The 26999-nt window shown below is 52.0% G+C and carries 20 protein-coding genes; 3 read left to right on the top strand and 17 right to left on the bottom strand.

Annotated elements, in window-relative coordinates; all coding sequences use genetic code 11:
* Positions 1-301 precede the first annotated feature (301 nt).
* Together ompF and aspC are read left to right on the top strand one after the other, a co-directional pair.
* Entirely contained in the window at positions 302-1378 is a 1077-nt protein-coding gene (gene ompF / locus NNN64_RS04765) for a porin OmpF (RefSeq protein WP_137382833.1), read from the top strand.
* A 183-nt stretch (positions 1379-1561) separates the two neighbouring features.
* The gene (gene aspC / locus NNN64_RS04760; RefSeq protein WP_137382832.1) at positions 1562-2752 is read left to right on the top strand and encodes an aspartate transaminase; all 1191 of its coding nucleotides are present in this window, start codon (positions 1562-1564) and stop codon (positions 2750-2752) included.
* A gap of 53 nt (positions 2753-2805) precedes the next feature.
* Here the strand turns inward: aspC and NNN64_RS04755 are convergent, their stop codons facing one another.
* The 7 genes from NNN64_RS04755 to cmoM all read right to left on the bottom strand — a co-directional run bounded on the left by NNN64_RS04755 (position 2806) and on the right by cmoM (position 14202).
* Positions 2806-3453, bottom strand: a complete 648-nt coding sequence (locus NNN64_RS04755) for an MBL fold metallo-hydrolase (RefSeq protein ID WP_271440653.1) — start codon at positions 3451-3453, stop codon at positions 2806-2808.
* Between the two features lie 28 nt (positions 3454-3481).
* Positions 3482-4030 carry a YcbK family protein gene (locus NNN64_RS04750; RefSeq protein ID WP_003831948.1) on the bottom strand — a complete coding sequence of 183 codons (549 nt, stop codon included), beginning with the start codon at positions 4028-4030 and terminating at the stop codon, positions 3482-3484.
* Positions 4031-4206: 176 nt separating this feature from the next.
* Entirely contained in the window at positions 4207-5958 is a 1752-nt protein-coding gene (gene ldtD / locus NNN64_RS04745; RefSeq protein WP_271440652.1) for a L,D-transpeptidase, read from the bottom strand.
* Positions 5959-6951: 993 nt separating this feature from the next.
* A complete protein-coding gene (gene mukB / locus NNN64_RS04740) occupies positions 6952-11412 on the bottom strand; it encodes a chromosome partition protein MukB (protein ID WP_271440651.1) in 4461 nt (1486 codons plus the stop codon).
* Positions 11412-12116 carry a chromosome partition protein MukE gene (gene mukE, locus NNN64_RS04735; protein ID WP_137382828.1) on the bottom strand — a complete coding sequence of 235 codons (705 nt, stop codon included), beginning with the start codon at positions 12114-12116 and terminating at the stop codon, positions 11412-11414. Before mukE ends, mukB begins: the two co-directional genes overlap by 1 nt.
* A complete protein-coding gene (gene mukF, locus NNN64_RS04730) occupies positions 12097-13419 on the bottom strand; it encodes a chromosome partition protein MukF (RefSeq protein WP_048212134.1) in 1323 nt (440 codons plus the stop codon). The genes mukE and mukF overlap by 20 nt, the downstream gene beginning before the upstream one ends.
* Before the next feature lie 3 nt (positions 13420-13422).
* On the bottom strand, positions 13423-14202 hold the full coding sequence (gene cmoM / locus NNN64_RS04725; RefSeq protein WP_040231810.1) for a tRNA uridine 5-oxyacetic acid(34) methyltransferase CmoM: 780 nt from the start codon (positions 14200-14202) through the stop codon (positions 13423-13425).
* A 135-nt stretch (positions 14203-14337) separates the two neighbouring features.
* Here cmoM and elyC point away from each other — a divergent pair, with 135 nt between their 5' ends.
* Complete coding sequence (elyC, locus tag NNN64_RS04720; RefSeq protein WP_271440650.1) at positions 14338-15102, top strand: envelope biogenesis factor ElyC; 765 nt, start codon at positions 14338-14340, stop codon at positions 15100-15102.
* Positions 15103-15219: 117 nt separating this feature from the next.
* Here elyC and NNN64_RS04715 read toward each other — a convergent pair whose 3' ends face one another.
* The 10 genes from NNN64_RS04715 to cmk form a co-directional block, all read right to left on the bottom strand.
* Positions 15220-16113, bottom strand: coding sequence for a YcbJ family phosphotransferase (locus tag NNN64_RS04715; protein ID WP_137382824.1), 894 nt, complete (start codon positions 16111-16113; stop codon positions 15220-15222).
* Positions 16114-16330: 217 nt separating this feature from the next.
* Complete coding sequence (kdsB, locus tag NNN64_RS04710) at positions 16331-17077, bottom strand: 3-deoxy-manno-octulosonate cytidylyltransferase (RefSeq protein ID WP_016152452.1); 747 nt, start codon at positions 17075-17077, stop codon at positions 16331-16333.
* Positions 17074-17256, bottom strand: coding sequence for a protein YcaR (ycaR, locus tag NNN64_RS04705; protein ID WP_003035793.1), 183 nt, complete (start codon positions 17254-17256; stop codon positions 17074-17076). Before ycaR ends, kdsB begins: the two co-directional genes overlap by 4 nt.
* A 51-nt stretch (positions 17257-17307) precedes the next feature.
* Complete coding sequence (locus NNN64_RS04700) at positions 17308-18540, bottom strand: winged helix-turn-helix domain-containing protein (protein WP_271440649.1); 1233 nt, start codon at positions 18538-18540, stop codon at positions 17308-17310.
* Positions 18541-18581: 41 nt separating this feature from the next.
* Positions 18582-19559, bottom strand: a complete 978-nt coding sequence (gene lpxK / locus NNN64_RS04695; protein WP_271440648.1) for a tetraacyldisaccharide 4'-kinase — start codon at positions 19557-19559, stop codon at positions 18582-18584.
* Positions 19556-21304, bottom strand: coding sequence for a lipid A ABC transporter ATP-binding protein/permease MsbA (gene msbA, locus NNN64_RS04690; RefSeq protein ID WP_137382820.1), 1749 nt, complete (start codon positions 21302-21304; stop codon positions 19556-19558). The genes lpxK and msbA overlap by 4 nt, the downstream gene beginning before the upstream one ends.
* A gap of 36 nt (positions 21305-21340) precedes the next feature.
* Complete coding sequence (locus NNN64_RS04685; RefSeq protein ID WP_271440647.1) at positions 21341-23605, bottom strand: ComEC family protein; 2265 nt, start codon at positions 23603-23605, stop codon at positions 21341-21343.
* Positions 23606-23811: 206 nt separating this feature from the next.
* Positions 23812-24096, bottom strand: coding sequence for an integration host factor subunit beta (gene ihfB / locus NNN64_RS04680; protein WP_003035780.1), 285 nt, complete (start codon positions 24094-24096; stop codon positions 23812-23814).
* Between the two features lie 283 nt (positions 24097-24379).
* Positions 24380-26053, bottom strand: coding sequence for a 30S ribosomal protein S1 (rpsA, locus tag NNN64_RS04675; RefSeq protein WP_003035776.1), 1674 nt, complete (start codon positions 26051-26053; stop codon positions 24380-24382).
* Positions 26054-26166: 113 nt separating this feature from the next.
* Positions 26167-26850, bottom strand: coding sequence for a (d)CMP kinase (gene cmk / locus NNN64_RS04670; protein ID WP_137382818.1), 684 nt, complete (start codon positions 26848-26850; stop codon positions 26167-26169).
* Positions 26851-26999 lie beyond the last annotated feature (149 nt).

Here is a 26999-nt window from a genome sequence, read left to right as displayed (position 1 = left end):
GTATAAGAAAATCATATAAATAGATAAAACTGAGCAAAATTCAATCGCAGGGACAGCTGAAATTTGAAGTCGTTCACAAAGTTGCATAAAAATAACATTTTGTTACACATTTTTTCTTTTTGAAACTAAATCTTTATATTTGTAGCACTTTGACAGTAGCGAAACGGTAGTTTGAATGGAAAGATGCCTGCAGACACATAAAGACACCAAACTCTCATCAATAGTTCCGTAAATTTTTATTGACGGAATTCATTGGCGGCAGTGGCAGGTGTCATATAAAAACCGATGAGGGTAATAAATAATGATGAAGCGCAATATTCTGGCAGTGGTTATCCCTGCTCTGCTGGTAGCCGGGGCAGCTAACGCTGCAGAAGTTTATAACAAAGATGGCAATAAAGTAGACATCTACGGTAAAGCTGTAGGTCTGCACTATTTTTCCAAGAACAACGGTGACAACGCTTACGCACCTAATGGCGATCAGACTTACGCCCGTCTTGGTTTCAAAGGGGAAACTCAGATTAACGACCAACTGACCGGTTACGGCCAGTGGGAATACCAGTTCAGCGGCAATAACTCCGAAGGCGGTGACGACTCTCAGAAAGGGAACAAAACCCGTCTGGCGTTTGCTGGTCTGAAATTCGGTGACGCAGGCTCCTTCGATTACGGTCGTAACTACGGCGTCGTATACGATGCACTGGGTTACACCGATATGCTGCCAGAATTCGGTGGCGATACTGCGGCCTCCGACCAGTTCTTCTCCCAGCGTAACGGTGGCCTCGCGACTTACCGTAACTCCAACTTCTTCGGTCTGGTTGAAGGCCTGAACTTCGCTGTTCAGTACCTGGGTAAAAACGAGCGTGATGACGTTCGTCGCTCTAATGGTGACGGCGTTGGCGGTTCTGTAAGCTACGAATTCGAAGGCTTCGGTATCGTCGGTGCATACGGCGCGGCTGACCGTACCGATGCCCAGCAAAACCCGCTTCTGCGCGGCCATGGCGACAAAGCTGAGCAGTGGGCTACCGGCGTGAAATACGATGCTAACAACATCTACCTGGCTGCGAACTACAGCGAAACCCGCAACGCAACCCGTATCTCTAACGGTTATGCGAACAAAACTGAAGACGTACTGTTAGTTGCTCAGTACCAGTTCGACTTCGGTCTGCGTCCGTCCATCGCCTATACCAAATCTAAAGGTAAGGATATCGAAGGTATCGGTGACGTAGATCTGGTGAACTACTTCGAAGTGGGCGCGACTTACTACTTCAACAAAAACATGTCCACCTATGTTGATTACATCATCAACCAGATCGATTCTGACAACAAACTGGGCGTAGGCTCTGACGACACCGTTGCAGTGGGTATCGTTTACCAGTTCTAATAGCAGACCTCTTTGCTAAATGCCTAAAAAACAGGACTTCGGTCCTGTTTTTTTATCTCCGCCAGCGGATTCTTGCGTCTTCAAAAAACACCCCTGCTTTTCGTCACTAACGGTTGGCATTTTGTAAATCTACCGTTAACCTGATAGCGGACTTCCCTTCTGTAACCACAATGGAACCTCGTCATGTTTGAGAACATTACCGCCGCTCCTGCCGACCCCATTTTGGGCCTGGCTGATTTGTTTCGTGCCGATGACCGCCCGGGGAAAATAAACCTCGGAATCGGTGTATATAAAGATGAGACAGGCAAAACGCCGGTACTGACCAGCGTTAAAAAAGCCGAGCAATATATCCTGGAAAATGAAACCACCAAAAACTATCTTGGCATTGACGGTATTCCAGAGTTTGGTCGCTGCACTCAGGAATTACTGTTTGGTAAAGAAAGTGCACTGATTAATGACAAGCGCGCGCGTACAGCGCAGACCCCTGGTGGTACGGGTGCCCTGCGTGTGGCCGCTGATTTCCTGGCAAAAAACACCAGCGCAAAACGCGTGTGGGTCAGCAACCCAAGCTGGCCGAACCATAAGAGCGTATTTAATTCAGCTGGTCTGGAAGTGCGTGAATATAACTATTACGATGCGGCAAACCATTCACTGGACTTTGATGCGCTGCTGGCAAGCCTGGCTGAAGCACAAGCTGGCGACGTCGTATTATTCCACGGCTGCTGCCATAATCCGACCGGTATTGATCCGACGCTGGAACAATGGCAAACGTTGGCTCAGCTGTCAGTCGACAAAGGTTGGTTACCACTGTTCGACTTTGCCTACCAGGGCTTTGCTCGTGGTCTGGAAGAAGATGCAGAAGGTCTGCGTGCATTCGCCGCGCTGCATAAAGAGCTGATTGTCGCCAGTTCCTATTCCAAAAACTTTGGTCTGTACAATGAGCGTGTAGGTGCCTGTACGCTGGTCGCTGCCGATGCAGAAACCGTTGACCGTGCCTTTAGCCAGATGAAATCAGTCATCCGTGCGAACTACTCCAACCCACCGGCACACGGTGCCTCAGTTGTCGCGACAATTCTGAGCAACGATGCGCTACGTGCAATCTGGGAACAGGAACTGACTGACATGCGCCAACGTATTCAGCGCATGCGTCTGCTGTTCGTCAACACGTTGCAGGAGAAAGGCGCAAACCGCGATTTCAGCTTTATCATCAAACAGAATGGTATGTTCTCATTCAGCGGCCTGACGAAAGAACAAGTTCTTCGTCTGCGTGAAGAGTTTGGTGTTTATGCTGTTGCTTCAGGACGCGTAAACGTAGCAGGAATGACGCCAGACAACATGGCACCGTTATGCGAAGCGATTGTCGCTGTTCTGTAATCTATCGCACATACAAAAGGCCGCAATCGCGGCCTTTTTATTTATCTGTAGTGTTACCAAACCGGCATTTCATCCTGCAGGAACGGGTTATGCAACCGCTCGTAACCCAGCGTAGAGAGTGGTCCGTGACCCGGAATAAACGTCACGTCATCACCCAGCGGTAAGAGTTTACGTTTGATCGCGTCAATCAGTTGGCTGTGATCCCCACGCGGGAAATCACTGCGCCCTACGCCACCTTTGAAAATCACGTCGCCGGAAATCAGTAACTTTGATTGTTCATCAAAGAAGACGACATGCCCTGGCGTGTGACCCGGGCAATGCAACACCTGTAAGGTTACGTTGCCGATGCTAATCCGATCGCCTTCGTTTAGCCAACGATCGGGCGTCAGCGGCTCACAGTCACCCAGGCCAAACATACGGCTTTGCGCAGGCAGTCCCTGCAGCCAGAACTCATCTTCTTTTTCCGGCCCAATAACCGGTACACCGTAATGCTGTGCCAGTTCTGCTGCCGCCCCAACATGGTCGAGATGACCGTGGGTAAGCAGGATCTGCATGAGCGTAAGACCGCTGGCATCCACTTCCTGTTTGATTTTCTCGGCATCACCGCCGGGATCGACCAGTGCGGCCAGACGCGTCTGCTCACACCAGATTAGCGAGCAGTTCTGGGCGAATGCAGTGACCGGAATAATACGATAGTTCATACAGCTCCTGTTTCATTAAGCTTACGGATCACCAGTGCCGTGCAGGCCCGGTGTCAATATGCACAAAGTTACTGCTGGGGTAGTATCCTACACCACCTGCGCGCATAGATAACGCAGCTTTGCGAATATTACTTAATGCGATGCCTTCAATATGGAAATCCATGGCCTGTCCTTTCGTGTGGTAGCTTTTCTTTGCCACACCACGACTACGTGCACGGAGTTCGTTATTGGTATCGATGGAGCGATAGCCGGAGATCAGTTGTACGGGTTTACGCGTACCCAGCAGTCCCTGCAGACGGAAGAGTTGATCAAACAATCCCGGGTCGATGGATTTCACTTTATTCGCCCGAAAGTCACGGAAAAAGTGATTAAGTTTTGCTAATTCGTCCTGAATATAGCCCCTGCCATCAAAAAACTCTGCTTTAATTGACTCACCGGTATGCAGGTTATTCAGCGTCAATATACGCGGACGTGGGGTGGAGAGAGTTGCAAACGCAGGCGTGGGCAGGATGGCAGCGCCGAGGGCAATGCCACCAAGCGCCAGCAATTTGCGGCGATTAGCGTCAAATTTGTCCATGGTATTAAGGTCTACAGGTCAATGTTATCGTATGTATGCTCTAGCGCACGCGGGAAACCTTATCTGGCTAAGTAGTCCACGTCAAGGCTCCCAAACCCAGGAAATACGGGGCTTACAGCCATCCTGCCCCGTTTTCATCATAACTTACGACAATCATTTTCCTCGAACTGCTTCATTTATCTGATTAATTGCTCAGCTTTCGACATGATTTGTGCGCTGGATCGCGCTGTCTGATCGTAATTGTAAATATCTGTTCGATACTGCGTACGTCCATCACTTCCCACAAAGGCTGTCAGATAGTACAGGTTGACCGGAATATTCTGGCGAATATTGACATATCGCGTATCCCCTTGCTTCAGGGCATCCGAGATGCGTGTATCATTCCAGCCAGCATCCTGCAGCAGCATATTCGCCAGTTCCGAGGCCTTATTCACGCGCACACAGCCAGAACTTAGTGCCCGAGTATCCTTCTGGAACAAATTATGGTTTGGCGTATCGTGCAGATAAATGGCGTCAGAACTCGGCATGTTGAATTTATAGCGCCCCAGAGAATTACGCGCGCCCGGTGCCTGCTGGAAGCGGAACGGCAGATTCGAAGCGGTGATTGTAGCCCAGTCAACCTGCCACGGATCTATCGTCTCTTTGCTGTTCCAGCCGCGCATTACAGTATACCCGTGACGCTCAAGGTACCCCGGATCGTTCCACAATTTAGGCAGTATATCCTTACGCGCCAGCGTCGGCGGCACATTCCACGGCGGGTTTACAACCACGTTATTTAACGCACTGCTCATCATCGGTGTTTTACGATCGGGACGTCCGACGATAACACGGGAAGCCAGCACCTGATTGCCATTCTGGTAATACACCAACGAGTACGCGGGAATATTCACCATGATGCCGGTAGACAACTCACTCGGCAGCAGGCGCAAACGCTGAATATTAAGCGCCAGTACCCCTGCGCGCTGAGCAGGCGTGACATTCAACCAGTCGCGGGTTGCAGGGCCAATCGTGCCATCGGCCCCAAGCCCCTGCCATGTCTGAAAACGTTTCACCGCGTCAACAAGTTCGCGATCGTAGGCGCTACGCCCTTCTTTGGCAGAAGTACTGACACCGGCGTTCAGCATTCCGGTGCGGCGCAGAATTTCGCGCAGTGCCGGGATATCATTACTCCATTCACCGGGGCGCAACGTCGTGGTGCTGGTCAACCGTGGCCAGGGTCGCGAATCCCCCACCAGCTTCAGCAACGACTCATGCATCGCAGCATACTGTGGATGCTGAGGTGTAAGGCTGGTGATAAATGAAGTTAGCTGACCGTTGTCCAGCGCCACCTGCCATTGGTTAACAACGGAGAGCGGTGGTGTTGCCAGTGCATAAGGCTTATCGCTATAGAGCCAGAGGCTACCTTTGACGGGGATATTTGCAATGAAGTGGAGATAGCCCATCATCGCATCAGAAAGCACAGTATCACGTGCCAGACCTGTGACTGCCGGGTCAGTCAGTAACGCGACCCAGGCGTTAAACTGCGGCTGAAAACCGGCAATCGCCACCTCGGCTAACTGTTGTTGAAAGGTTTTTACCGCATCACGATTTCCCCACATCGGTTTCATTTCGCGTGCGGCATACAGCAATTCCAGCTGACTCATATATACCGGCGTATAGCCTGCTGGTAGCTGAGATTGCAATTCAGCGCGAGCTTTATCCACAGATGTGCCATCGGGCAGAGACTGAATTCCCGCCATCACACCGGTCGCGTAAGATTGTACCTGCGGTTGCGATAACGCTGTAGGCTGTTCGCTGACGGCCGCAGAGCTGTCGCCAGGAATCATTTCAGGCTCATCAGCCTGCGCGTTGAACAGTGGAGCGAATGTTACGGCCAAGCACAAACTGATTGCCGACAGCCGACGACCACACATTTTATTAAGCAACATCCCTTGCCCCCTGTTTTCTTTATCATACTTTGAGTAGCCAGACCGCCTGTATTCCCCGTTACTCTCACGGGAGCGGGCCTGTAAAACGCCAATACATTCTGAAGTATGACGAGCAAGCCCGGTGACGCGTTAGGCTTACCTTCAGTATATAAACATCAAATCGTTTTTGCCTAACCTAATGTAAAGAAGTCTAAAGAAATTACACCAGGTATCATGTGCATGTCGGAAAAGAAAAAGGCGGCTTTAGCGCCTAATGCTGTTCAGTTAACATTTCAGTTTCAGAAAGCATCAACATGTGTTGGCGGGGTAATGAACATGCTCTCTCAGAGAAAGGGTTCCGTTCACCTCATGTTCATCGCTTCTCTGTACACTGAACGCCAGTGAACGTGTTAAGGGTGCTATCGCCGCACCCTTAACAATCCCGGCTCCCGGCACGGAAAATTGTTGCTGCGCAATCCCCTCCGCTTATTCCTCCAGGCTACCGGGCCGGGCGCGATGCAACATCCCTGTCGCACGCACCCTGAACCCGCATCCCTGCGGGTTCTCCCGGCCTTACGGAAACACGTCGGCAATTTTCAGCCGGACCAGCCCACATCTGACCATTTCCGCCGTTTTTTCAAACAGCGAAACCGAAATACCTGAAAATCAGAGAGTAGAAGCGATATCCTCGGTCCGGCTGAAAATCGATGAGGCGTTGACGGCTGACCGGGGCTGCCCGCAGGGATGCGGGCAGAGAGGACGGCCTGCAGGGACGCAGGCTCGGCCCCGACCCGACAGGCAGACGGCATAAGACGAATAACTCGCGCAGCGACGATTTTCCCGCCGGGAGCCTGGGTTGCAAGGGAGGCGGCGGCGAGCCTCCCTTGCACGTTCACAGGTATCTGTGATTCAGAGAAGTGATACTGCTGAGGTGAACGGAACCCTGAGCAAGAATCACATATTCACCCTACATGCTTAACTGACAGGCATTAGGCTTTAACACCGCCTTTTTACTTAGCTTGCCTGCGAAGAAGCATCATCTATGCCAGGTAACGGCTCAGGTAACTGAGGGGCAAAACCACGCAGCCCCACCACGTGAACGTGTTCGGTATTCTGGAAGACTTTACGCACCAGTTTGTAAGTTGTGCCTTTCTCCGGGCTGATGTTTTCCGGCGCTGCAATAATCAGCTGCATCTGCAAACGCTCGCACAGTTCAAACAGGGTTGCGATGGAGCGGGCATCGAGTCGTGCGGCTTCATCAAGGAACAACAGGCGGCATGGCGAGATATCTTTCCCACGCAGTCTGCGACCTTCATCTTCCCAGCTTTGTACAACCATCACGAGGATTGACATCCCGGTTCCGATCGCCTCCCCCGTGGACAACGCGCCCGATTCAGCACGTAACCAACCGTCAGAACCACGGTTAACCTCAACTTCCATTTCCAGGTAGTTGCGGTAATCCAGCAGTTCTTCACCAATGGTTTGTGGCGTACGCTGCCCCATGTCGATCTGCGGATTAAGACGCTGATACAACTTCGCCAGCGCTTCAGAGAAGGTCAGACGGTTGCTGTTAAACAGGTCCTGATGCTGTTCATGCTGCTCGGACAGGACATCCAACAAAGTCGCGTGTGTTTCACGCACATTTACGTTCAGACGAACGCTGTTTACCTGACCGAACGACACGCTTTGCAGACCCTGGTTCAACATACGAATACGGTTCTGCTCACGCTGGATAGTCTTACGGATGATGTTCGCCACGCTTCGCGAGCTGATAGCCAGCTTCTGTTCACGGGAGGTTAACTCTTCCGTCAGACGGCTCAATTCAATCTCCATCTGCTCGATGGCTTCGACCGGATCGTCTGTACGGATGATATCCTGACGAATACGTTCACGCAGATGCTGGTAGACCGCCACGAAGAACTGGATTTTACGTTCTGGTCGCTTGGGATCTTCAGACATGCGCAGTACATCGCGCAGATGCTCGTTATCCGCCACCGCCAGGCGCAGCGCACCGAGCGCCTTATCCGACATCGAACGCAGTTCATCACCGGAAAGATAAGCCAGCTCACGACGGTGCAGGCGACGTTCAACGCCGTTGTCTTTTACCATCCGCATCACGGCACACCAGCCGGCTTTCGCGGTCACCACTTGTTCACGCATTTCATGGTAATCGCGCTCAAGCTTGCGCAATCTGCGGGTCAGGTTTTCCATCTCTGCTTCGCAGAAGGTTAGCGCTTTTTCCAGTTGATTACGGCGAGCACGGTTATTACTGAGCTGCGCATGCAGTTCATCACGACGAATACGCGCACGTTCTTCCGCACCGCTATCAGCACGAACGCCGATATCCTGCAGTTCGCGTTGTAAATCGTTCAGCAGTTCTTTCTTGGTGTCATAAGAGCTTTTCAGCGAGGCCATGACCTGATTGTACTGGCTTAGCTGCGCGGCATGGCTGCGCAAAGCCTCACGAGCACGGGTACGTTCAGCCTCCGCGTGTTCCAGACGCTCACGCAGTTTCTCATTCAGATCGCTGTTACCGCTGAGCATTTCGGCAGAGTCAGAATAGCTAAAATGCGCCCGACGCTGAACGACTTCAGTGAGTGCAAAGGCCTGCTGACGCGCATCACGCTGCATCTGCTGAGAATACGCGTAGTCTTCTTTCAGCTGTTCAAACTGCTCTGGATCATTTTGCAGAACGGAAACCATCGGTTCCAGTTTGGCCAGCTGATTACCATGTTGTTGAATAAAACGCGCCGCTTCCTGCGCTTCATCCAGGCGTTCGCGAATTTCATCCACGCGATCGGCTAATGTGTCATCCGCAAGCAAATTTAAACGCGGCAGCAGACGGTTCAGGGCAGAAACACCTTCTTTCGCTTGTTCAAACTGCGTACGGCTTTGCTGGTTATCATTTTCATGGTTGGTGAGCGCACGTTCGAGCTCAACGCGACGGCTATTCAACTGACGAATTTCGGCTTCTGGATCGGCCTCAAACGCTACCGACAGATGGCTGCCGATAAAGCGACTAAATGCCTGATGCAGACGCTGTGTTTTCTGTACGTCGAATGAAAGCGTCGCAAAACGTTCAGACAGCCCCTCACGCTCAGCGTGCAGCGTTTCGATACGGCTTTCACGCGCGGCACGACCAAAAATCGGCACCGTTGGAAAGCGGGAGTAACGCCACTGGCGCTCGGCGGTTTTCACCACCACCGCTTTTTCAAGTTCATCGACGCTGAAGACGCTGTCATCAAACGACTGCGGGTCCCCTTCGATGAAGTAGAGGTCTTCCGGGCAATCCGTCAGCCCATCAAGTTGCTCAGTAATCAGCGACAGATCCGGCACCACGATGGCATGCCGCGAAGGGCCATACAGTGCAGAGAAGTACGGCGCATCTTCGAGGCTAACATCGTCATAGATTTCAGACAGCAGCACGCCGCCAAAACGTTCTGCCAGTGCGTTCAGACGCTGATCTTCCGCCCCGCCCGGCTGGCTTAGACGTTCAATCTCTTCATCAACTGCATTTTTACGCGCGCCGACTTCATCGCGTTCAACAATGGCTTCACGCTCACGTTCCAGCAACTGTTGCAGATACTCCGTTACGTCCTGGCTGGACGTAAATTCTTCGCCGCACTGTTCACTCAGTTGGTTCAGGCTATTTTGCGCAGCCAGCCAGACCGGAGCTCGTTGCATCAAATGCTGAATACGGGATTGCAGCTGTTCCTGTTCCTGACGCAGTGCCATCCGCTGTTCGCTGGCAGACGATACGCTGTCAGACAAGGCGGCAATACGCGCTTCCAGCTCCTGATGCAGAGCCTCAAGCTCATCGATATCGAAATGCTTACCCTGACGTTTGCAGAATTCAGCCAGCAGACGCTCGGCTTCCTGCTGTTCGCGCAGACGCTGTTCCAGCTCGCTCAGACGCATGCGTAATGGCTGAACTTGTTCCGCCAGATGACGCTGTTCAACACCTTCGCGCAGCAGCTCACGCGCGACGCTCCAGGCATCACCACGCGCCAATGGACCATTAATAGCCGCCACCAGCTGATAAGCCTGCTCGAACTGGCTGTGCGCAGTTTGCGCCACGCTCATTTTTTGTTCCAGCGTCAGCAACTTCTCGGTCGCTTCCTGCTCTTTGGCCTGGAAGGTTTCCAGCCATTCAGCGGCACTGTCGGCGGTGAGATCGGGTAAATGGCAAAGCTCTTTGGCTCGGCTCAGTGCCTGAATCGCCTGAGTATACTGGATGGCTCGCGTTTGCTGAACGTCCAGCGCTTGCTGGTAATCGGCCAGCTGACTTTTCAGCTCATCCACTTCCAGCTCGGCAGCTTCCGCACGGGCTTCATTTTCATCCTGGCGATCGGCAGCTTCTGCCACGACTTCATTTTGTTCTTCGAGGCGAATCTGCAACTCTTCAAGATCCGCTTCGTAGCGTTCAATCTTTTCCTGCTGACGCAGCGCAGTTTGCACCAGATTGAGGTGATCGCTTGCCGCCTGATAATCGGCTTCAAGATCGCCTTCCGCGCCGTTATGCTCACCCAGCTCGCGCGCCATATCCACGTGCTTATACTGCTCAGCCGCTAACTGCTGGCGCGAGGTGTACAGTTCACGGCGATATTCCAGCGCTTTGTCGAGGTGAATACGACGTTCATTAGCGTGGCGCATATAATCCGCTGCCACATAGTTAGTCGCTTCGCTGATCAAATGCTTAAACAAGTCACGATCTGACTGGGTGACGCGAATGGCTTCCAGCGTCATACGGTTTTCACGCAGCGCCGCTTCCATATCCTGGAACGCTTTACGCACGCCGCTGTTTTCTGGCAGCAGGTAATCACGCAGCGAGCGGGTAATGGCGCTGGAGATACCGCCGTACAGCGAGGCTTCAATCAGGCGATAGAATTTACTACGGTCGGACGCAGAGCGCAGACGACGGGCAATGATGCCCAAATCGAACATCAACGAGTGATAATCGGTGATTGAGTTAAACTGCTTAAACTGCACACCTTCCATCTCATCGAGCTTCTCTTTCAGCTCGGCGAGAGACAGAACGCGAGCCTGGCGTTCGTTCAGGGTTTCCGTAACCAGTTGGGTTGGTTGCACCGACATCGGCAACCCCTGAATCGCAAACGGTTTGATGTCCACTTTACGATCGCGCCCGGCAACCTGCTGCAGACGCACGCCGACGACCACACGCTGATGGCGCGAGTTGAGCACGTCAAGCATCGAGTAACAGACACCTGCTTTCAGCTTTCCGTGCAGACCTTTATCGCGTGAGCCGCTGGTTGCGCCGGCTTCGGTGGTATTACGAAAATGCAGCAGGGTTAAATCCGGGATAAGCGCTGTAACGAATGCCGCCATGGTGGTGGATTTACCCGCCCCGTTCCCACCCGACAGCGTGGTAACCAGCTCATCAAGGTCAAACGTACGAGCAAAAAAACCATTCCAGTTAATCAGCGTAAGTGAGCGAAATTTACCGCGTTCAATCATTATTCTTCCTCTCCACTGTCCGGCTGATTATCTTCTGGCTCATCATTGAGCTGCAGGTGGTTCTCGACCGACATCGCCTCACCATCACGAATTAAGCGACGCTGTGCTTCGCGTGGATCGTCGCCGCTACGCACATCCGCGCCAAAGCGAAACACAGACTCCGTAATACGGAATTTGCTGCTGTCGTGACCCATAAACCACACCATGCCTAAACGGCGCAGGCGGTTAAGTGAAGAGCGTACCTTTTCCTGTAGCTTCTGGCGGTCAACGTCTGAACCGGTTGAACGGTTGTTCACTAGCTTCAGCAATTTGGCTTCATCAGCCAACGTTAGCAGCTCGTCGTACAGTTCTTGCTGGGTAAAGATCCCTTCATTCGCCAGACGTTCCGGGCTGAGATAGAGATAGCAAAGAATTTTACCGACCATCATGTCCAGTTCAGACAAGACCGAGCGCGGAATAAGCGTGGTTGAACGCGGACGTAGATAAAAGAACCCCTCCGGTGCACGAATCAATTCCACGTTATAGCGGCTGTAAAACTCTTCAAAATATTCCTGAAAATCCATCAGGAAGGCATGATTATCCAGTTCATCCAGGCCGATATGGCGGCCCGAACGTAAGGCGCTATCCAGCGCCGGAAATAACGGATTCGCCAGCGCCTGCGCCAGCTTGACCGGCATCACTTGTTCAATATTTGTCAATGACATGCGCCTGTACCTTGGCTCCGTAATCATTAATCGGCTGCCATTTGGCTGGCAGTCCGGTGAAGTCTGCTTGCGCTACGCCAAGACGTACCGCCTGATCGATAACAATACGCGCAACGTCGAAGTGACGCGCACGTGGGTATTGCGCCAGATACTCGCGCACGACCAATCCGAGATCCAGTGGCGTTTGTCTGGATTTATAGATAGCCAACTGTTCTTCGATAATTGCCGCCAACTGTTCGCGGATCTCGTTAAATTCTTCATACTCCAGATCGGCTGGTAACTCACCGGTGACTTCTTCATCACGCAGTACCATCTCTTCGTCACGCATATCCAGCAGACGATCGGCATTGGCATAGGTCAACGCCCACGGATCATCAAAATAGCTCTGGACAGACTGACGTAAACGCTGGGCAAAGACGCGATTTTTGTCCATATCAATAGCGGTACGGATAAACTTGTGCACGTGTCGATCGTAGCCGATCCACAAATCGATGGATTGCTGACCCCAGCTGATAATACGGTCGAGCTTGCTTTGCAGGTCGAACACCAGCCTGTCGACGAAATGCAAATCGTCATGTGCCATCGTCGCGTCCTGAATGCGTAACAGGTTCGCCTGGAGCTTATCGCCTGCGGCTTCCAGCGTATCCTGCAGCTCACGCAGCGTACCAGACGTTTCAGACAGCAGCATTTCACAACTGGAAATTGCCGCCCGCCAGTCTTTGTTCAGCAACTGTGCGATATCGTCTTTTACCTGCTGCTGCTGCTCATCCATAATGCGCTGAGTCAAATCGATACTGTCGAAAATTTCCGCTACCGAATACTTCAATGGTGCATAGACATTGCGGTGCCAGTGGAATTCATCACCACCTTCCGCGGCGGCATCTGCCGCGCGCTTCAGCTCACCAGCAACAATCGACAACTGCATCGACAAACGCAATGTAGAGAATTCGCGCTGGCGGATATAGTAATCCGTGATGCCAATCCCCAGCGGCGTTAAACGATAAATAGCGTTACCTTCCGCCTGCTCGCTGGTAAAGCGGTTCAGCAGACGTTGACGTACCATGTCGTTAATCGCGTTATTGGCGCGAACACCGATGGTTTCGCTGGTTTGCTCAAACGCATCACTCACATGGCGGAACGCATCCACCAGTTCGCCTTCGCTCATCTCACCGTCAAGTCGCTCACCGTTCAGCGTGGCTACCGCCAGCAGGAACGAAAGTCTGTCTACCGGCAGAGAGATGGAGAAGTCATTTTTTCTGGCCCAGGCAACCAGTTCGGGGACTGTCTGGGAAAATTCACTCATAGGTTATCCTTGCATCTGCGGTTTGCGCGCGGTGACATGAATATAGCGGCCAAGGCTGATATACGGCTCCTGGCGGCAATAGCGCGTTTCTAGCTCAAGTAACATTTCATAACCGTCACGCTGTTGATGCTTATCTCGCAGATAATCATGAAACACGCGTACGCCTGTCTTACCGGTTATCTGCCAACCGATCTCTTCCAGCCACTGATAAACCTGTCCTGGTTCACGCGGATAGTCTGGTGAAAGCGTACGTTTTTTACGTTTTGGCATCCCAACCTGCACATAGTCAAAATTCCCTGCGACCATGTTGTGCATCAGCAGACCGTTAGCATTGTAGAACATTAGCGATAACGCGCCGCCGGGGCGTAATACCGACCACAGGGTTTGCAGCACGCAAACTGGTTCAGCCACCCATTCCAGCACAGCATGAAACAATATCAGATCAACCGGGCTTTCCAAATGCGCAGCAACATCCTGAGCGGCGCATTGTATGAAATGCATGTTTCCGCTCACACCTTTTGCCTCTGCTGCCTGCTGCGCACGGGCGATCATCTCACCGGACAGGTCGCATAATGTCACGAAGTGACCGCGCTCCGCCATTTTGATGGCCGTTTGCCCTTCGCCCCCCCCTGCATCCAGAATATGTAATTTCTGTTCACCGAGCGTGGGCAGTAAGCGATCCAAATCCTGCCAAAGAATAGCCTGTCTTAATTGGCCTTTGGTGGTGCCGTAAATATTACGGGAAAACTTCTCTGCAATGTCATCAAAATTGCGATCCCGCATCGGGCTCTCCACAGGCTGGCTTTAGGGCAACTAAGTAAAACCGCTATTTTGTCACACCCACGCCGAGAATGAACCTTCCTGGTGTAATATCGCTGCAGATCCCCTGCTATATGGTTAAAAAAGGAACCAAAAAGGATGCTTTTTACGCTGAAGAAAGTGATTGGCGGTATGATGCTGCCGCTTCCGTTGATACTGCTTGTGATGGGCATCGGCTTGGGGTTGATCTGGTTTAGCCGCTTTCAGAAAACGGGGAAAGTGTGTATCAGCCTGAGTTGGCTCGCACTTTTACTGCTTAGCCTGCAACCTGTCGCCGATCGTCTGCTGAAACCGCTTGAGGACAGTTATCCTACCTGGCAGGATACACAAAAAGTGCACTACATCGTGGTGCTGGGTGGGGGGTACACCTGGAATCCGCAGTGGGCACCGAGTTCTAACCTCATCAGTAATAGTCTTCCGCGTCTGAATGAAGGTATTCGTTTGTGGCGGGCGAATCCCGGATCGAAGCTGATTTTTACCGGCGCGGCCGCGAAAACCAATAACGTCAGCACGGCCGAAGTCGGTGCTCGTGTGGCGCAGTCGCTGGGCGTCCCCCGCAGCGAGATCATTACGCTGGATAAACCTAAAGATACCGAAGAAGAAGCGATTGCAGTAAAACAGGCTATTGGCGATGCGCCGTTCCTGCTGGTGACATCCGCATCGCACTTACCGCGTGCGATGATTTTCTTCCAGCAGGCCGGACTGCATCCTTTGCCTGCACCCGCCAATCAACTGGCCATCGATTCACCGCTCAATCCGTGGGAGCGAGCAATTCCTTCGCCTGTCTGGCTGATGCATAGCGATCGGGTTGGTTACGAAACGTTAGGGCGCATCTGGCAGTGGCTGAAGGGATCGGAACATTGACAGGAATGCTGCCTGATGGCGACACTCACGCGTCTTATCAGGCCGGCGTGTTCAGCGCTCAATTGTAGGCCGGATAAGGCGCTCAGGCTGCCATCCGGCAATGCCGCAACCGGCTACTCAGGCGAGCCAGGGCAGCAGAGATTTAGTCGCCAGATCAAAGTTAGAGCGGCTAAAACGTCCGGTATTGACCAGTTGCGCAACTTCATCCCACAACACGTATAGCCAGCGCCGCCAGATAAATGATTCCGCCACCGGCGCGCGTTGTAAATACTGCCACAACAGACTTTCCGCCAGCGCATTGTCCATCAAGCGGAACAATTCATACTCTCTCGGTGCCCACAGCATTAAGCCAGGCCCCACCATCGCCAGAAGCTGATCGCTACGGGCATCTTTGAGCATACTGCGTAAACTGAAATTACCGTGGATCAGTACGCAATTATCATTAAAGCCTTCAAACAAGGCGGGTAAGCATTCTCGGGTACGAAACAAAATCCGCTTGTCCTGCATCGTCAGTCCGGTGTTGTTGAACTGGTTTAACGTGCTCCATAGCACTTCAACACGCTGCCGATACCAGGATGGCCAGAGATTCTCTTGCGTATTGTCCACCGCCCCCACACAGCCACGACTGTCCTGACGGTGCCACGACAGCAAGCCTTCCACGATCTGATCTTTTAAATGCTCCCAGCGTTCCGGGGTTCGGGCAGGCGCTTCTACCGGCACACCGCGTAAACGCTCAAGCAACAGGACATCAGGGCCGGGATGCTCTTCGTGCGTTAAGACCCCATAAATGACTGGCATACGCACCGTCCCGCTGCGTGCCAGCATGGTAGTTTTCCAGGCTAACTGCTGCGCCATCCCCGGTGTGGTGAAACTTCTCGCCATCAGTGGCATCGGATTTCCCTGGCTGTCATACAGTGACCACAGGGCCGTATCCACTTTTTCATTTACGCATTCAATACGACTGAGTTTTTCACCCAACAGATGGCTGAGTTCGGCACGCAACTGTTCCATTTCAGATTGCCCTCATAAATGCTACTGCTTTCATAATGAGCGTCGTGCAGACAGATGTCACCCGGATGAGATCAATTGATGAAAAGAAAAGTGGAGGAAAAGCGTAACGATACGATACGCCTCCCAAAAATACGCGTCATACTTCAAGCTGCAGGTGAGTAAAGCCTCCTGCAACTTAAATTATTCAGCGTATCTTGATGGAGAATCGTGAGAAAAACTAACGCATCTCAGCGCGAACACGCTCAAGATCTTCAGCGGTATCAACCCCTGTGCCAGGCACTTCCTTAGCAACGGCGACGTGAATTTTTTCGCCGTACCACAGCACACGCAGTTGTTCCAGCATTTCAATATGCTCAAGCGGGCTCGGCTGCCAGTTTACATAACGGCGAATAAATCCGGCGCGATAACCGTAAATGCCCAGGTGACGCAGGAAGGTATCGCCCACCGTTTCGAGGCTTTTGGCAAAACGGTCACGATCCCATGGGATCGTCGCACGGGAAAAATAGAGTGCATAGCCTTCGGCATCCAGCACAACTTTTACCGCATTCGGATTAAACGCTTCTTCCGCGCTATGAATGGGGGCTGCCAGCGTCGCCATTCCAACCTGACGTTGCGCCAGATTTTCTGCCACCTGACGAATAATGACCGCCGGGATCATCGGCTCATCGCCCTGTACGTTCACGATAACGGTATCATCGCTAAAACCACATTTTTCGACAACTTCCGCCAGTCGCTCCGTGCCAGACTGGTGATCGGCGCGGGTCATGCACACTTCGCCACCCACCGCTTCTACCGCACGAGCGACATCTTCATGATCGGTGGCAACAATAATACGCTCAGCGCCAGATTCACGCGCTCGCTCCAGCACATGCACAATCATGGGCTTGCCGTTGATATCCAGCAGCGGCTTACCCGGCAAACGCGTGGATGCATAACGCGCAGGAATAATGACCACAAAACTCATGATTTACTCTCATCAGCAGTCAGAACACGGGCTTCGGTTTCCAGCAAAACGGGAATGCCATCGCGCAGTGGGAAAGCAAGGTTATCCAGTTTACAAATCAGTTCCTGTTTTTCCTGGTTAAACCAGAGTTTTCCATTGCATACCGGGCAGGCAATGATTTCAAGCAGACGATGATCCATAGTTCCTCCAGATGGACCGGATTGTGAATCCGTAAATATTAACATAATCAATTAAGAGGCTGGGTCTATTTCCCAACCGTGCCGAGAGTCAGCAAATAAACCGTCCGGGCAATTCCCCAATGTCACTCGCGTCGCCTGCTGCCAGCGAGCAAAATCACTGATGGCCTGGAGCAAGCCTTTTTGTAGCGTCACCCCGGGCCTAACGCCATCCTGTAACCACAGTGAAATGACTTCCAGCACAGCGGTTTTACGGTGCATTTTGGCATCTATACGTCCAACCAACTGGCCGCGATGCAGCAGAGGTAAGACAAAATAGCCGTACTGACGTTTAGCCGCTGGCGTATAGCATTCCAGTCGGTAGCTAAAATCAAACAGCTGTTCAGCCCGTTTACGATCCCAGACCACCGGGTCAAACGGGGATAAAACAGCGCTGTGAGTGGCTGTCAACTTTCCTGCCAGAGCAAGTTCCAGTTGCGGCTGAAGGTTGCTATGCAGCCACAGGGTGCCCAGCCCTTCTACATCAACAGGAATTATATGTCGCTGTTCCCTTCGCATATCGCACCAGTTTTTTAACGCTGGGCGCTTCAGTCGATAGTAATCCGCCAACCACTGCTCCCGGAAGATACCCAAACTACGAGCGCTATTATCCAGCATCACAATTTCGGCTTCATCCTGCGACAGCCAGTCACGCTCGTCATCCCAATGAGGCATGACGCGATGCGTTAAATCATACACTCGCTGAAAATTACGCCGCTCCACCACCATCACTTTCCCGGATGTAAAAAGCCCTTCCAGATGCCGCTTTTGTGGTTTCCATTCCCACCAGCCGCTGGCACCCTTACGTGGATGCTCAAAATCGGCTGAGCGTACCGGCCCATTATGCTGGATATGCTGTAACAGCTGCTCAATCTCATGCGCATGTTCTTTCATCCACGCCGCTTTGTATTTCCAGCCCATTTTTTCCGGAGCCAACATCCGATGGCGTATCAGCATAAAGTCGCTGCGCGGTAAAAAACAGGCTTCATGCGCCCAGTACTCCATCAGTTCACCCTGCAGTAAGGCGTCATCGAGCCATTGGGGGGAATAGTCACCCAAACGGCTAAACAGCACCAGATAGGGACTGCGCGCGACAATATTGATGGTATCGATTTGCAACAGGGACATGCGAGAAATGGTCGCCAGAATATCCGCCGGCGTTGCCCGACGACGTGTTTTTTTCAGCAGACCTTGTGCAGCAAGGTGAAGATGACGGGCATCCGTCAAAGAAAGGTGCGGCAACGACATTTATGGCCTCATAAATGATCCGCTGCCGCAGCTTGAATCGGTTAGCGAGTCAGCGAGATTAAGCTATCCAGCAACGCATCAGGCCGTTCGCCTGACAGATGTGCGTCAACGGGTAAATACCACCAGTTCTCATCGGAAAATGCGCGGCATTTGACGGCATCTTTTTCCGTCATCACCAGCGTTTGTCCTTCGGCTACCAACGCACTGACGTCACTGTAGGTCAGAGACTGATGGTCCGCCAGTGCGACACATTTTTGTGGCCTGGCACCGCATGCCTCAAGCGTGGCAAAAAAACGGGGTGGATGGCCGATACCCGCCATGGCGACAATATCAGGAAGTTGCGCGACATCGCGGCGTTCACCGGTACGTAAATTAACGGCCAACCCCGGCTCAAGATGCATGGGAATTTCACCCGGTCGCGCAACGCCGCCATTAACGATCGTGGCATCCACCGATTTCAGCCGACCAGCACGCTCACGCATTGGACCCGCAGGAAGCCACCAGCCGTTACCAAACCGACGCACACCGTCAATCACCACGATTTCAACATCACGAGCCAGACGATAGTGCTGTAACCCATCGTCCGTCACAATGATCTGCACATCATGATGAGCAAGGATCGCTTTTACCGCATCCGATCTTACCGGAGATACCGCTACGGGTACGCCGGTACGTTGAAAGATAAGCACAGGCTCATCACCCGCTTCTGCAGTGGTGGTGTCTGCCGTTAGCAATAGCGGATAAGTCGCTGCTTTCCCGCCATAGCCACGGGACACTACGCCCACACGAATACCGCGTTGCTGCAGCTGTTCAACCAGCCAGATGACTACCGGTGTTTTACCATTGCCGCCTGCGGTCAGATTACCGACTATCACCACCGGTACTGGCGCACGCCATGCACGCTTAAGCCCAAGCTTGTAGCATAGACGAATCCCGCCACTCACCAGACCATACAGCCAGGAAAGTGGCAGTAATAATCGCCATAACGGCGATTCACCGGACCAGATACGTGCGATCATTGACCAAATTGCATTTTATGTAATTGTGCATAAACCCCACGCTGCTCAAGCAGTTCGCTGTGGGTTCCGCGCTCAACAATCAGCCCGTCTTCCACCACGATGATCTCGTCTGCCTGTTCAATGGTAGAAAGGCGGTGGGCAATAACCAGAGAAGTACGGTTTTTCTGTAGCTCATCAAGTGCAGACTGAATCGCGCGTTCAGATTCGGTATCCAGCGCCGACGTAGCTTCATCGAGGATCAGGATCGGGCTGTCGCGCAGCAAAGCGCGAGCAATGGCGATACGCTGGCGCTGACCACCTGAAAGCAGCACGCCGTTTTCGCCAATCACCGTATCCAGACCATCATCCATCTTGTTGATGAAATCCATGGCGTAGGCCATCTGTGCGGCTTTTTCGATCTGCTCACGGCTATACATATCGGTACGTGCGTAGGCGATATTGTTGGCAACCGTATCATTGAACAGGTGAACGTTCTGCGATACCAGCGCCACCTGATCGCGCAGAGATGACAGGGTGTATTCACGCAGGTCGTGCCCATCCATCAGAATCTGCCCTTCATCGATATCGTAGAAGCGCGTGATCAGGCTGGCAATAGTAGATTTACCAGAACCGGAACGTCCAACCAGGGCAACGGTTTTGCCCGCCGGAATATTCAGGTTGATGTTACGTAACGCAGGAATGTCACGGCCCGGGTAGGTAAAGGTGACATTACGGAACTCCAGATCGCCGGAAGCGCGCTCAATGACGCGTTTACCTTCATCTTTCTCTTGTTCGCTATCCAGAATCGTAAATAAGGTCTGACATGCCGCCATACCGCGCTGGAACTGGGCATTGACGTTAGTCAGTGACTTCAGCGGGCGCATCAGGGCGATCATTGAAGAGAAGACAACGGTGATTGTCCCTGCCGTCAGGTTTTCCATCACGCTTGGGAAACTGGCCGCATATAACACGAAGGCCAGAGCCAGAGAAGCGATCAACTGGATGATAGGATCGGAGATAGAAGAGGCAGAAACCATCTTCATACCCTGCAAACGCATCTTGTTGCTGACTTTGTCAAAACGCTTGGTTTCAACGTCCTGACCACCAAAAATCAATACCTCTTTGTGGCCTTTCAGCATCTGCTCTGCGCTGGTGGTAACCTGCCCCATGGTGTTTTGCATGTTTTTACTGATGCTACGAAAACGCTTGGAAACCACACGAATGGCCACCGACACGATAGGCGCCAGCACAATCAGGATCAATGACAGCTGCCAACTGTAGTAGAACATCATGATAAACAGGCCAATAATTGAGGCCCCTTCACGTACCACAGTGATCAATGCACCGGAAGACGAAGACGCGACCTGCTCTGAATCATAGGTAATACGAGACAGCAGCGTACCAGTAGACTGTTTATCAAAAAAGGCGACAGGCATGCCCATCATATGACCAAACAGGCGGCGGCGCATGGTCATAACCACTTTGCCTGACACCCATGAAATACAGTAGCTGGAGACATAGCTCGTAATACCACGAACTATCATCAGCCCAATGACCACCAGCGGCATCCACAGCAGCACAGAGCGATCGGTTTTACCAAAACCATCATCCAGTAATGGCTTGAGGAGCGATAACATGAAGGTATCGCTGGCCGCGTTAAGGACTAACGCTATACCCGCCACGATCAGACCCGATTTAAAAGGCGCTATGGTTGGCCATAGTCGGCGAAACGTCTGCCACGTAGAGAGATCTTTATCGTTATGCATTCAAAAAACCAGCATTTGTTAGAATAGCCGCATATTCTACCCGTTATCCTCCAACACGCCAAACCACTGATGATACCAACGGGGTAAAATCTGATCCCGTAAACTGCGTATTCGCCAACTTTTTTGATAAATATCCAGCGTGATTTGCCCCTGGTGGGGTGTGTCCAGCCACTGGTAATTTTGTTGCCGGTAACGCTGCCGGACTTTCCATGACGGTAGACGCCAGGCATTGTAGCGGGATGCAGAGGCTATTGCGGCCTGTCCACCAATGCGTTGAACTAGCGCCAATGAGGATGACGTGTTACTCCCATGGTGTGGAACCTGCGCAAACGTAGCCTGCAGATGCTGCCAGTAGTGACTTAGCATTTTTTGTTCAGCTGGGGATTCAATATCACCTGTCAGAAGAATACTCTGATGTCCGTCATCCACCTTTACCACACAGGAATGGTTATTCCCCTGCTCTTTATTTCCACTGACTGGCCAATGTGCGCTAAATGTTAATCCCTGCCACTGCCAGCGTTCCCCGCGAAAACAAGGGAGATGACCTTTCCAGCCCAACGGACTTCTAATCCACAGCGACGGCCAGGCTTGCTGTAGTGATTGCAACCCTCCCCGGTGATCCAAATGTTCGTGGCTTAGAATTACCCCTTGCGGTTCCAGGTTGTGCCAACGTAGCCAGGGAATGATCAACTGCTGCGCACTATCGCCCTCTGGCCAGGCCAATCCGGTATCATAGAGAATCGCTTTACCATTACGGACAATCACCATTGCCAGTCCCTGCCCTACATCCAGCATATGGACCTGCCACAAATCAGCGCGGGGTGTTCTCCAGAATGGTCCACTCAATAACAAAAGTCCGGTAAAACAGGCAACCGGTAGCGTTTTCCATGCTTTTAATCGCCATACAATAAGCATCAGCCATGGGGACAGCGCAAGCCATTGCCAACGTCCATCAATGTTGATCCATCCTTCCGGTAAGCTATTGAGTCCCCAAAATAACAGTGCCAGAGAACGGTCAGCGAAATACCACAACCCCGCCTCAATCATCACCTGACCAGTTAAATGCACGACCATTCCCGCTAATATCAGGGGAACTGAAACAAATGTGACCAGCGGTACCGCAAATAAATTGGCCAGGAATGAGGTCAGGCTAATACCGTGAAATAATGCGATTTGGACAGGCAGAAGCAGCACCGTAATACCCAACTGAAGATGAGCAAGCGCCAGTACTGCACGCCCGATACGCGGGAGGGACCAGTACGGCATCGGCATCCACTGATACCAGAATATCAGCGCCGCTACGGCGAAAGCAGACAACCACAGGCTTTGTGAAAGCACCGCGACCGGATCCACTACCACAATTGCTGCCAGGCAGGTAATCCAGACTGCCCAGCCACTCCACTGCCTGCCGCTTAGCTTTAGTCCCCCCCATACCATTAGCGCGGTGACCGTGCGTAATGCCGGTGGCTGCAGCCCCGTCAGCCAGGCATAAAATACAGCGCAGAGCACACCTCCGACTAGCGGAGCCTGCCAGCAGATCCAGCGTGCCGGCATAAAAAATTGTCCACCGCGTATCAGTCCGCCAGCGAGGAGTGCGGCAAAAGCAATATGCAGCCCGGAAATAGCCATCAAATGTGCTGTTCCGGTATCACGCATTATTTTTTTTACCGCCTGCGATACAGACAAACGTTCCCCCATCCCTAACCCCAGTATGACTTGCTGCCAGGGATAGGCGGCAAGCGTGGTTTTTAGCGAGGAGAGATAACGTGCACGCAGACTGCATTGCGGCGTAATCACTGAGGCCTGCAGAAAACGCCCCGTCAGCGGCTGATGCTGTGCCAATGCATAGCGCTGGCTATCAAATCCACCTTCATTCAGTTGCCCATGCACAGCGCGAACTTTCAGCGTCATCGCCCATGTCTGACCTGCGCAAACATCGCCGGGTAAGTACTGCCCATACAGTACGACGCCAACGGCAGGAAATATCCGCCTCCCCTGAAGGTGTGTAATATGACCGTAGTGCGTGGTCATATTGTCGGTCCCGGTTATTTGAACGATAGCCTGCTGCGTTTTGGCCGGGAGCGTATCCCCAGCCCAGATAACCTCTTTCGCTGCCAGTATTCCCCACAGGAAAAACAGCAGGACTAATCCGACGTAATGCATATATCGATGAGGAATGAGACAAAGCAGACACGCCAGACCAAATACAAAGCTGACACACAGCATGTCAGGTAATACGGGTAATACCGTCAGCGGGAGAATGCCGCATAACGCACACGTACTGATTGTTGTTATTTTCATATGACACCTCCCTGTGACAGAGAGTGTGCAGGACAACTCAGCAGATGTCTGGCAACTATTTACCGGTAAACGAGGTGCATTCCGCTGTTATTTAACTGCAGATGTAACATACAACCAGGTTGGGAGAGCGATTCCAGTACAGAGAGGTAAAAATGAAAAAAGCACCCATACAGGTGCTTTTCTCGGAGCTAAGTCTTGCTGAGGACTTAACCGTAAATATTGGCGCGATCGCGCAGTTCTTTACCCGGTTTAAAGTGCGGAACATATTTTCCTTCCAGATCCACTTTATCGCCAGTCTTCGGATTACGTCCGGTGCGTGGTGCGCGGTAATGCAAAGAAAAACTACCGAAACCGCGGATTTCAATACGCTCGCCCTGCGCAAGAGTCGAGGCCATATGTTCCAGCATCTCTTTTACTGCATCTTCAACCGCTTTCGCGGGAATATGAGGTTGCTGGGTTGCAAGTCTTTCAATCAATTCTGACTTGGTCATGATTCCTCCGGTTCCTTAAAGGCAAAATTAGCTGCTGCATTGATTAAGGGCGGCCGTAGCCGCCCTTTGTCATTGATTACAGGACGAATCCTGTAATCTGTCAAGCTACTCGTCACCCTTTGTGCTGTTAATAACACAAAGGATTATACCCGTCATACTTCAAGCTGCATGTGCGTTGGCTACGCTCGTTCACCCCAATCACTTACTGAAGTAAGCTCCTGGGGATTCGCTCCCTTGCCGCCTTCCTGCAACTCGAATTATTTAGGGTATAGAGTACTCGATATTACTCGCCTTTAGCTGCTTTGAAAGCTTCAGCCATTGCGTTGTTAGAGAAGTTTGCATCTTCCTGTTTGTTAACAGTTGCGATTGCATCTTTCTCATCAGCTTCGTCTTTAGCACGAACAGACAGGCTGATTGCACGGTTCTTACGATCAACGCCGGTGAATTTAGCTTCAACGTCGTCGCCTACGCTCAGAACCAGAGTTGCATCTTCAACGCGGTCGCGGGAAGCTTCAGAAGCGCGCAGGTAACCTTCAACGCCGTCAGCCAGTTCTACGGTTGCGCCTTTAGCGTCAACTGCAGTGACTTTACCGTTTACGATTGCGCCTTTCTTGTTCAGTGCAACCCAGTTGTTGAACGGATCTTCTGCGAGCTGTTTAACGCCCAGAGAGATACGCTCACGTTCTGCATCAACCTGCAGAACAACTGCTGCGATTTCGTCGCCTTTTTTGTATTCACGTACTGCTTCTTCGCCTGCAACGTTCCAGGAGATGTCAGACAGGTGAACCAGGCCGTCGATGCCGCCGTCCAGGCCGATGAAGATACCGAAGTCAGTGATAGACTTGATTTTACCTTCAACACGGTCGCCCTTGTTGTGGGTTTCCGCGAACTGCTGCCATGGGTTGTTTTTGCACTGCTTCAGACCCAGGGAGATACGACGACGTTCTTCGTCGATATCCAGAACCATAACTTCCACTACGTCGCCAACGTTAACAACTTTGGACGGGTGGATGTTTTTGTTGGTCCAATCCATTTCGGAAACGTGAACCAGGCCTTCAACGCCTTCTTCGATTTCAACGAAGCAGCCGTAGTCGGTCAGGTTGGTCACGCGGCCAGTCAGTTTGGTACCTTCCGGATAACGCTTAGCGATAGCTACCCATGGATCTTCGCCCAGCTGTTTCAGGCCCAGAGATACACGAGTACGCTCGCGGTCGAACTTCAGCACTTTAACAGTGATTTCGTCGCCAACGTTTACGATTTCGCTCGGATGCTTAACGCGTTTCCATGCCATGTCGGTGATGTGCAGCAGGCCGTCAACGCCACCCAGATCAACGAATGCACCGTAGTCAGTGAGGTTCTTAACGATACCTTTAACTTCCATGCCTTCCTGCAGGTTTTCCAGCAGCTGATCGCGTTCTGCGCTGTTTTCGGATTCGATAACGGCACGACGGGAAACAACAACGTTGTTACGCTTCTGATCCAGCTTGATAACTTTGAATTCAAGCTCTTTGCCTTCCAGGTGCAGCGTGTCGCGGACCGGACGAACGTCTACCAGGGAACCCGGCAGGAACGCGCGAATACCATTCAGCTCAACAGTGAAGCCACCCTTGACTTTGCCATTGATAACACCAGTAACGGTTGCAGCTTCTTCGTAAGCTTTTTCCAGCGTGATCCAAGCTTCGTGACGTTTAGCTTTTTCACGGGACAGCAGGGTTTCGCCGAAGCCGTCTTCTACTGCATCCAGAGCAACGTCAACTTCGTCACCAACCTGGATTTCCAGCTCGCCCTGGGCGTTTTTGAACTGCTCTGCCGGAATGGCGGACTCAGATTTCAGACCGGCGTCAACCAGTACTACGTCTTTGTCGATAGCAACAACAACACCACGAACGATGGAACCCGGACGGGTTTCGATTTCTTTTAAGGATTCTTCAAACAGTTGAGCAAAAGATTCAGTCATGTTTAATCTTCAGGTTTCATATTTAACGTCCACCTGGCTCCATGCCGGATGGGGTTGTTTAACATACCCGCTGTCAATCCATTGCAACGGGGGTACTGCAAATTCGGTCGCACTTATGCGAGAGCCAGTTTTTGGCGCGCGTATTGTAACGCTTTTTCAATCACTTGCTCAATGCTTAATCGGGTTGAATCCAAAACTAAAGCATCAGCAGCGGGAACCAGCGGCGCTACAGCACGGTTGCGATCACGATCATCGCGTTCTTCGATCTCGGCCAAAAGGCGTTCAAAGTTAACACTAAAGCCCTTCTCCTGCAACTGTAGCATACGTCGATGCGCACGTTCTTGCGAGGAGGCGTCCAGAAAAATTTTTACTGGCGCATCAGGGAATACCACCGTGCCCATATCGCGTCCGTCAGCGATCAGGCCAGGTGCTTCGCGGAAGGCACGTTGGCGGCGTAAAAGCGCTTCGCGCACACGGGGAAATGCAGCCACCTGGGATGCGGCATTTGCCACTTCCTGAGTGCGGATTTCACCACTGACATCTTCGCCTTCCAGAATAACTTCCAGATTGCCGTCTGTTGAGATAAAACGCACATCCAGATGCGATGCAAGCGGTACCAGAGCATCTTCAGAAGTCACATCAACATGATGATGCAACGCCGCAAGAGCCAGTACACGGTAGATCGCGCCTGAATCTAACAGATGCCACTGCAATGCTTCCGCCATTGCCTTGCACAAGGTGCCTTTACCTGCACCACTTGGGCCATCAATGGTAATAACCGGGGCAATTGCCGTCATCTTTTTCTCCTTAAACAGGCATACGTTAACGTGAACGCCGCGCATTATACGCGCCAACGTCTACGAACGTTATCTTTGTGTGAAAAATACAGACTCATTGAAACTGAGTGTAGAATAAATGGGCAATCGGAGATGATGGAATGTGCCGC

This window comes from Citrobacter sp. Igbk 14 (genome assembly GCF_028069825.1).
GTDB lineage: Bacteria > Pseudomonadota > Gammaproteobacteria > Enterobacterales > Enterobacteriaceae > Citrobacter.
Note: the sequence above shows the minus strand (reverse complement) of the source record. Positions and strands in the feature narration are given on the sequence as shown.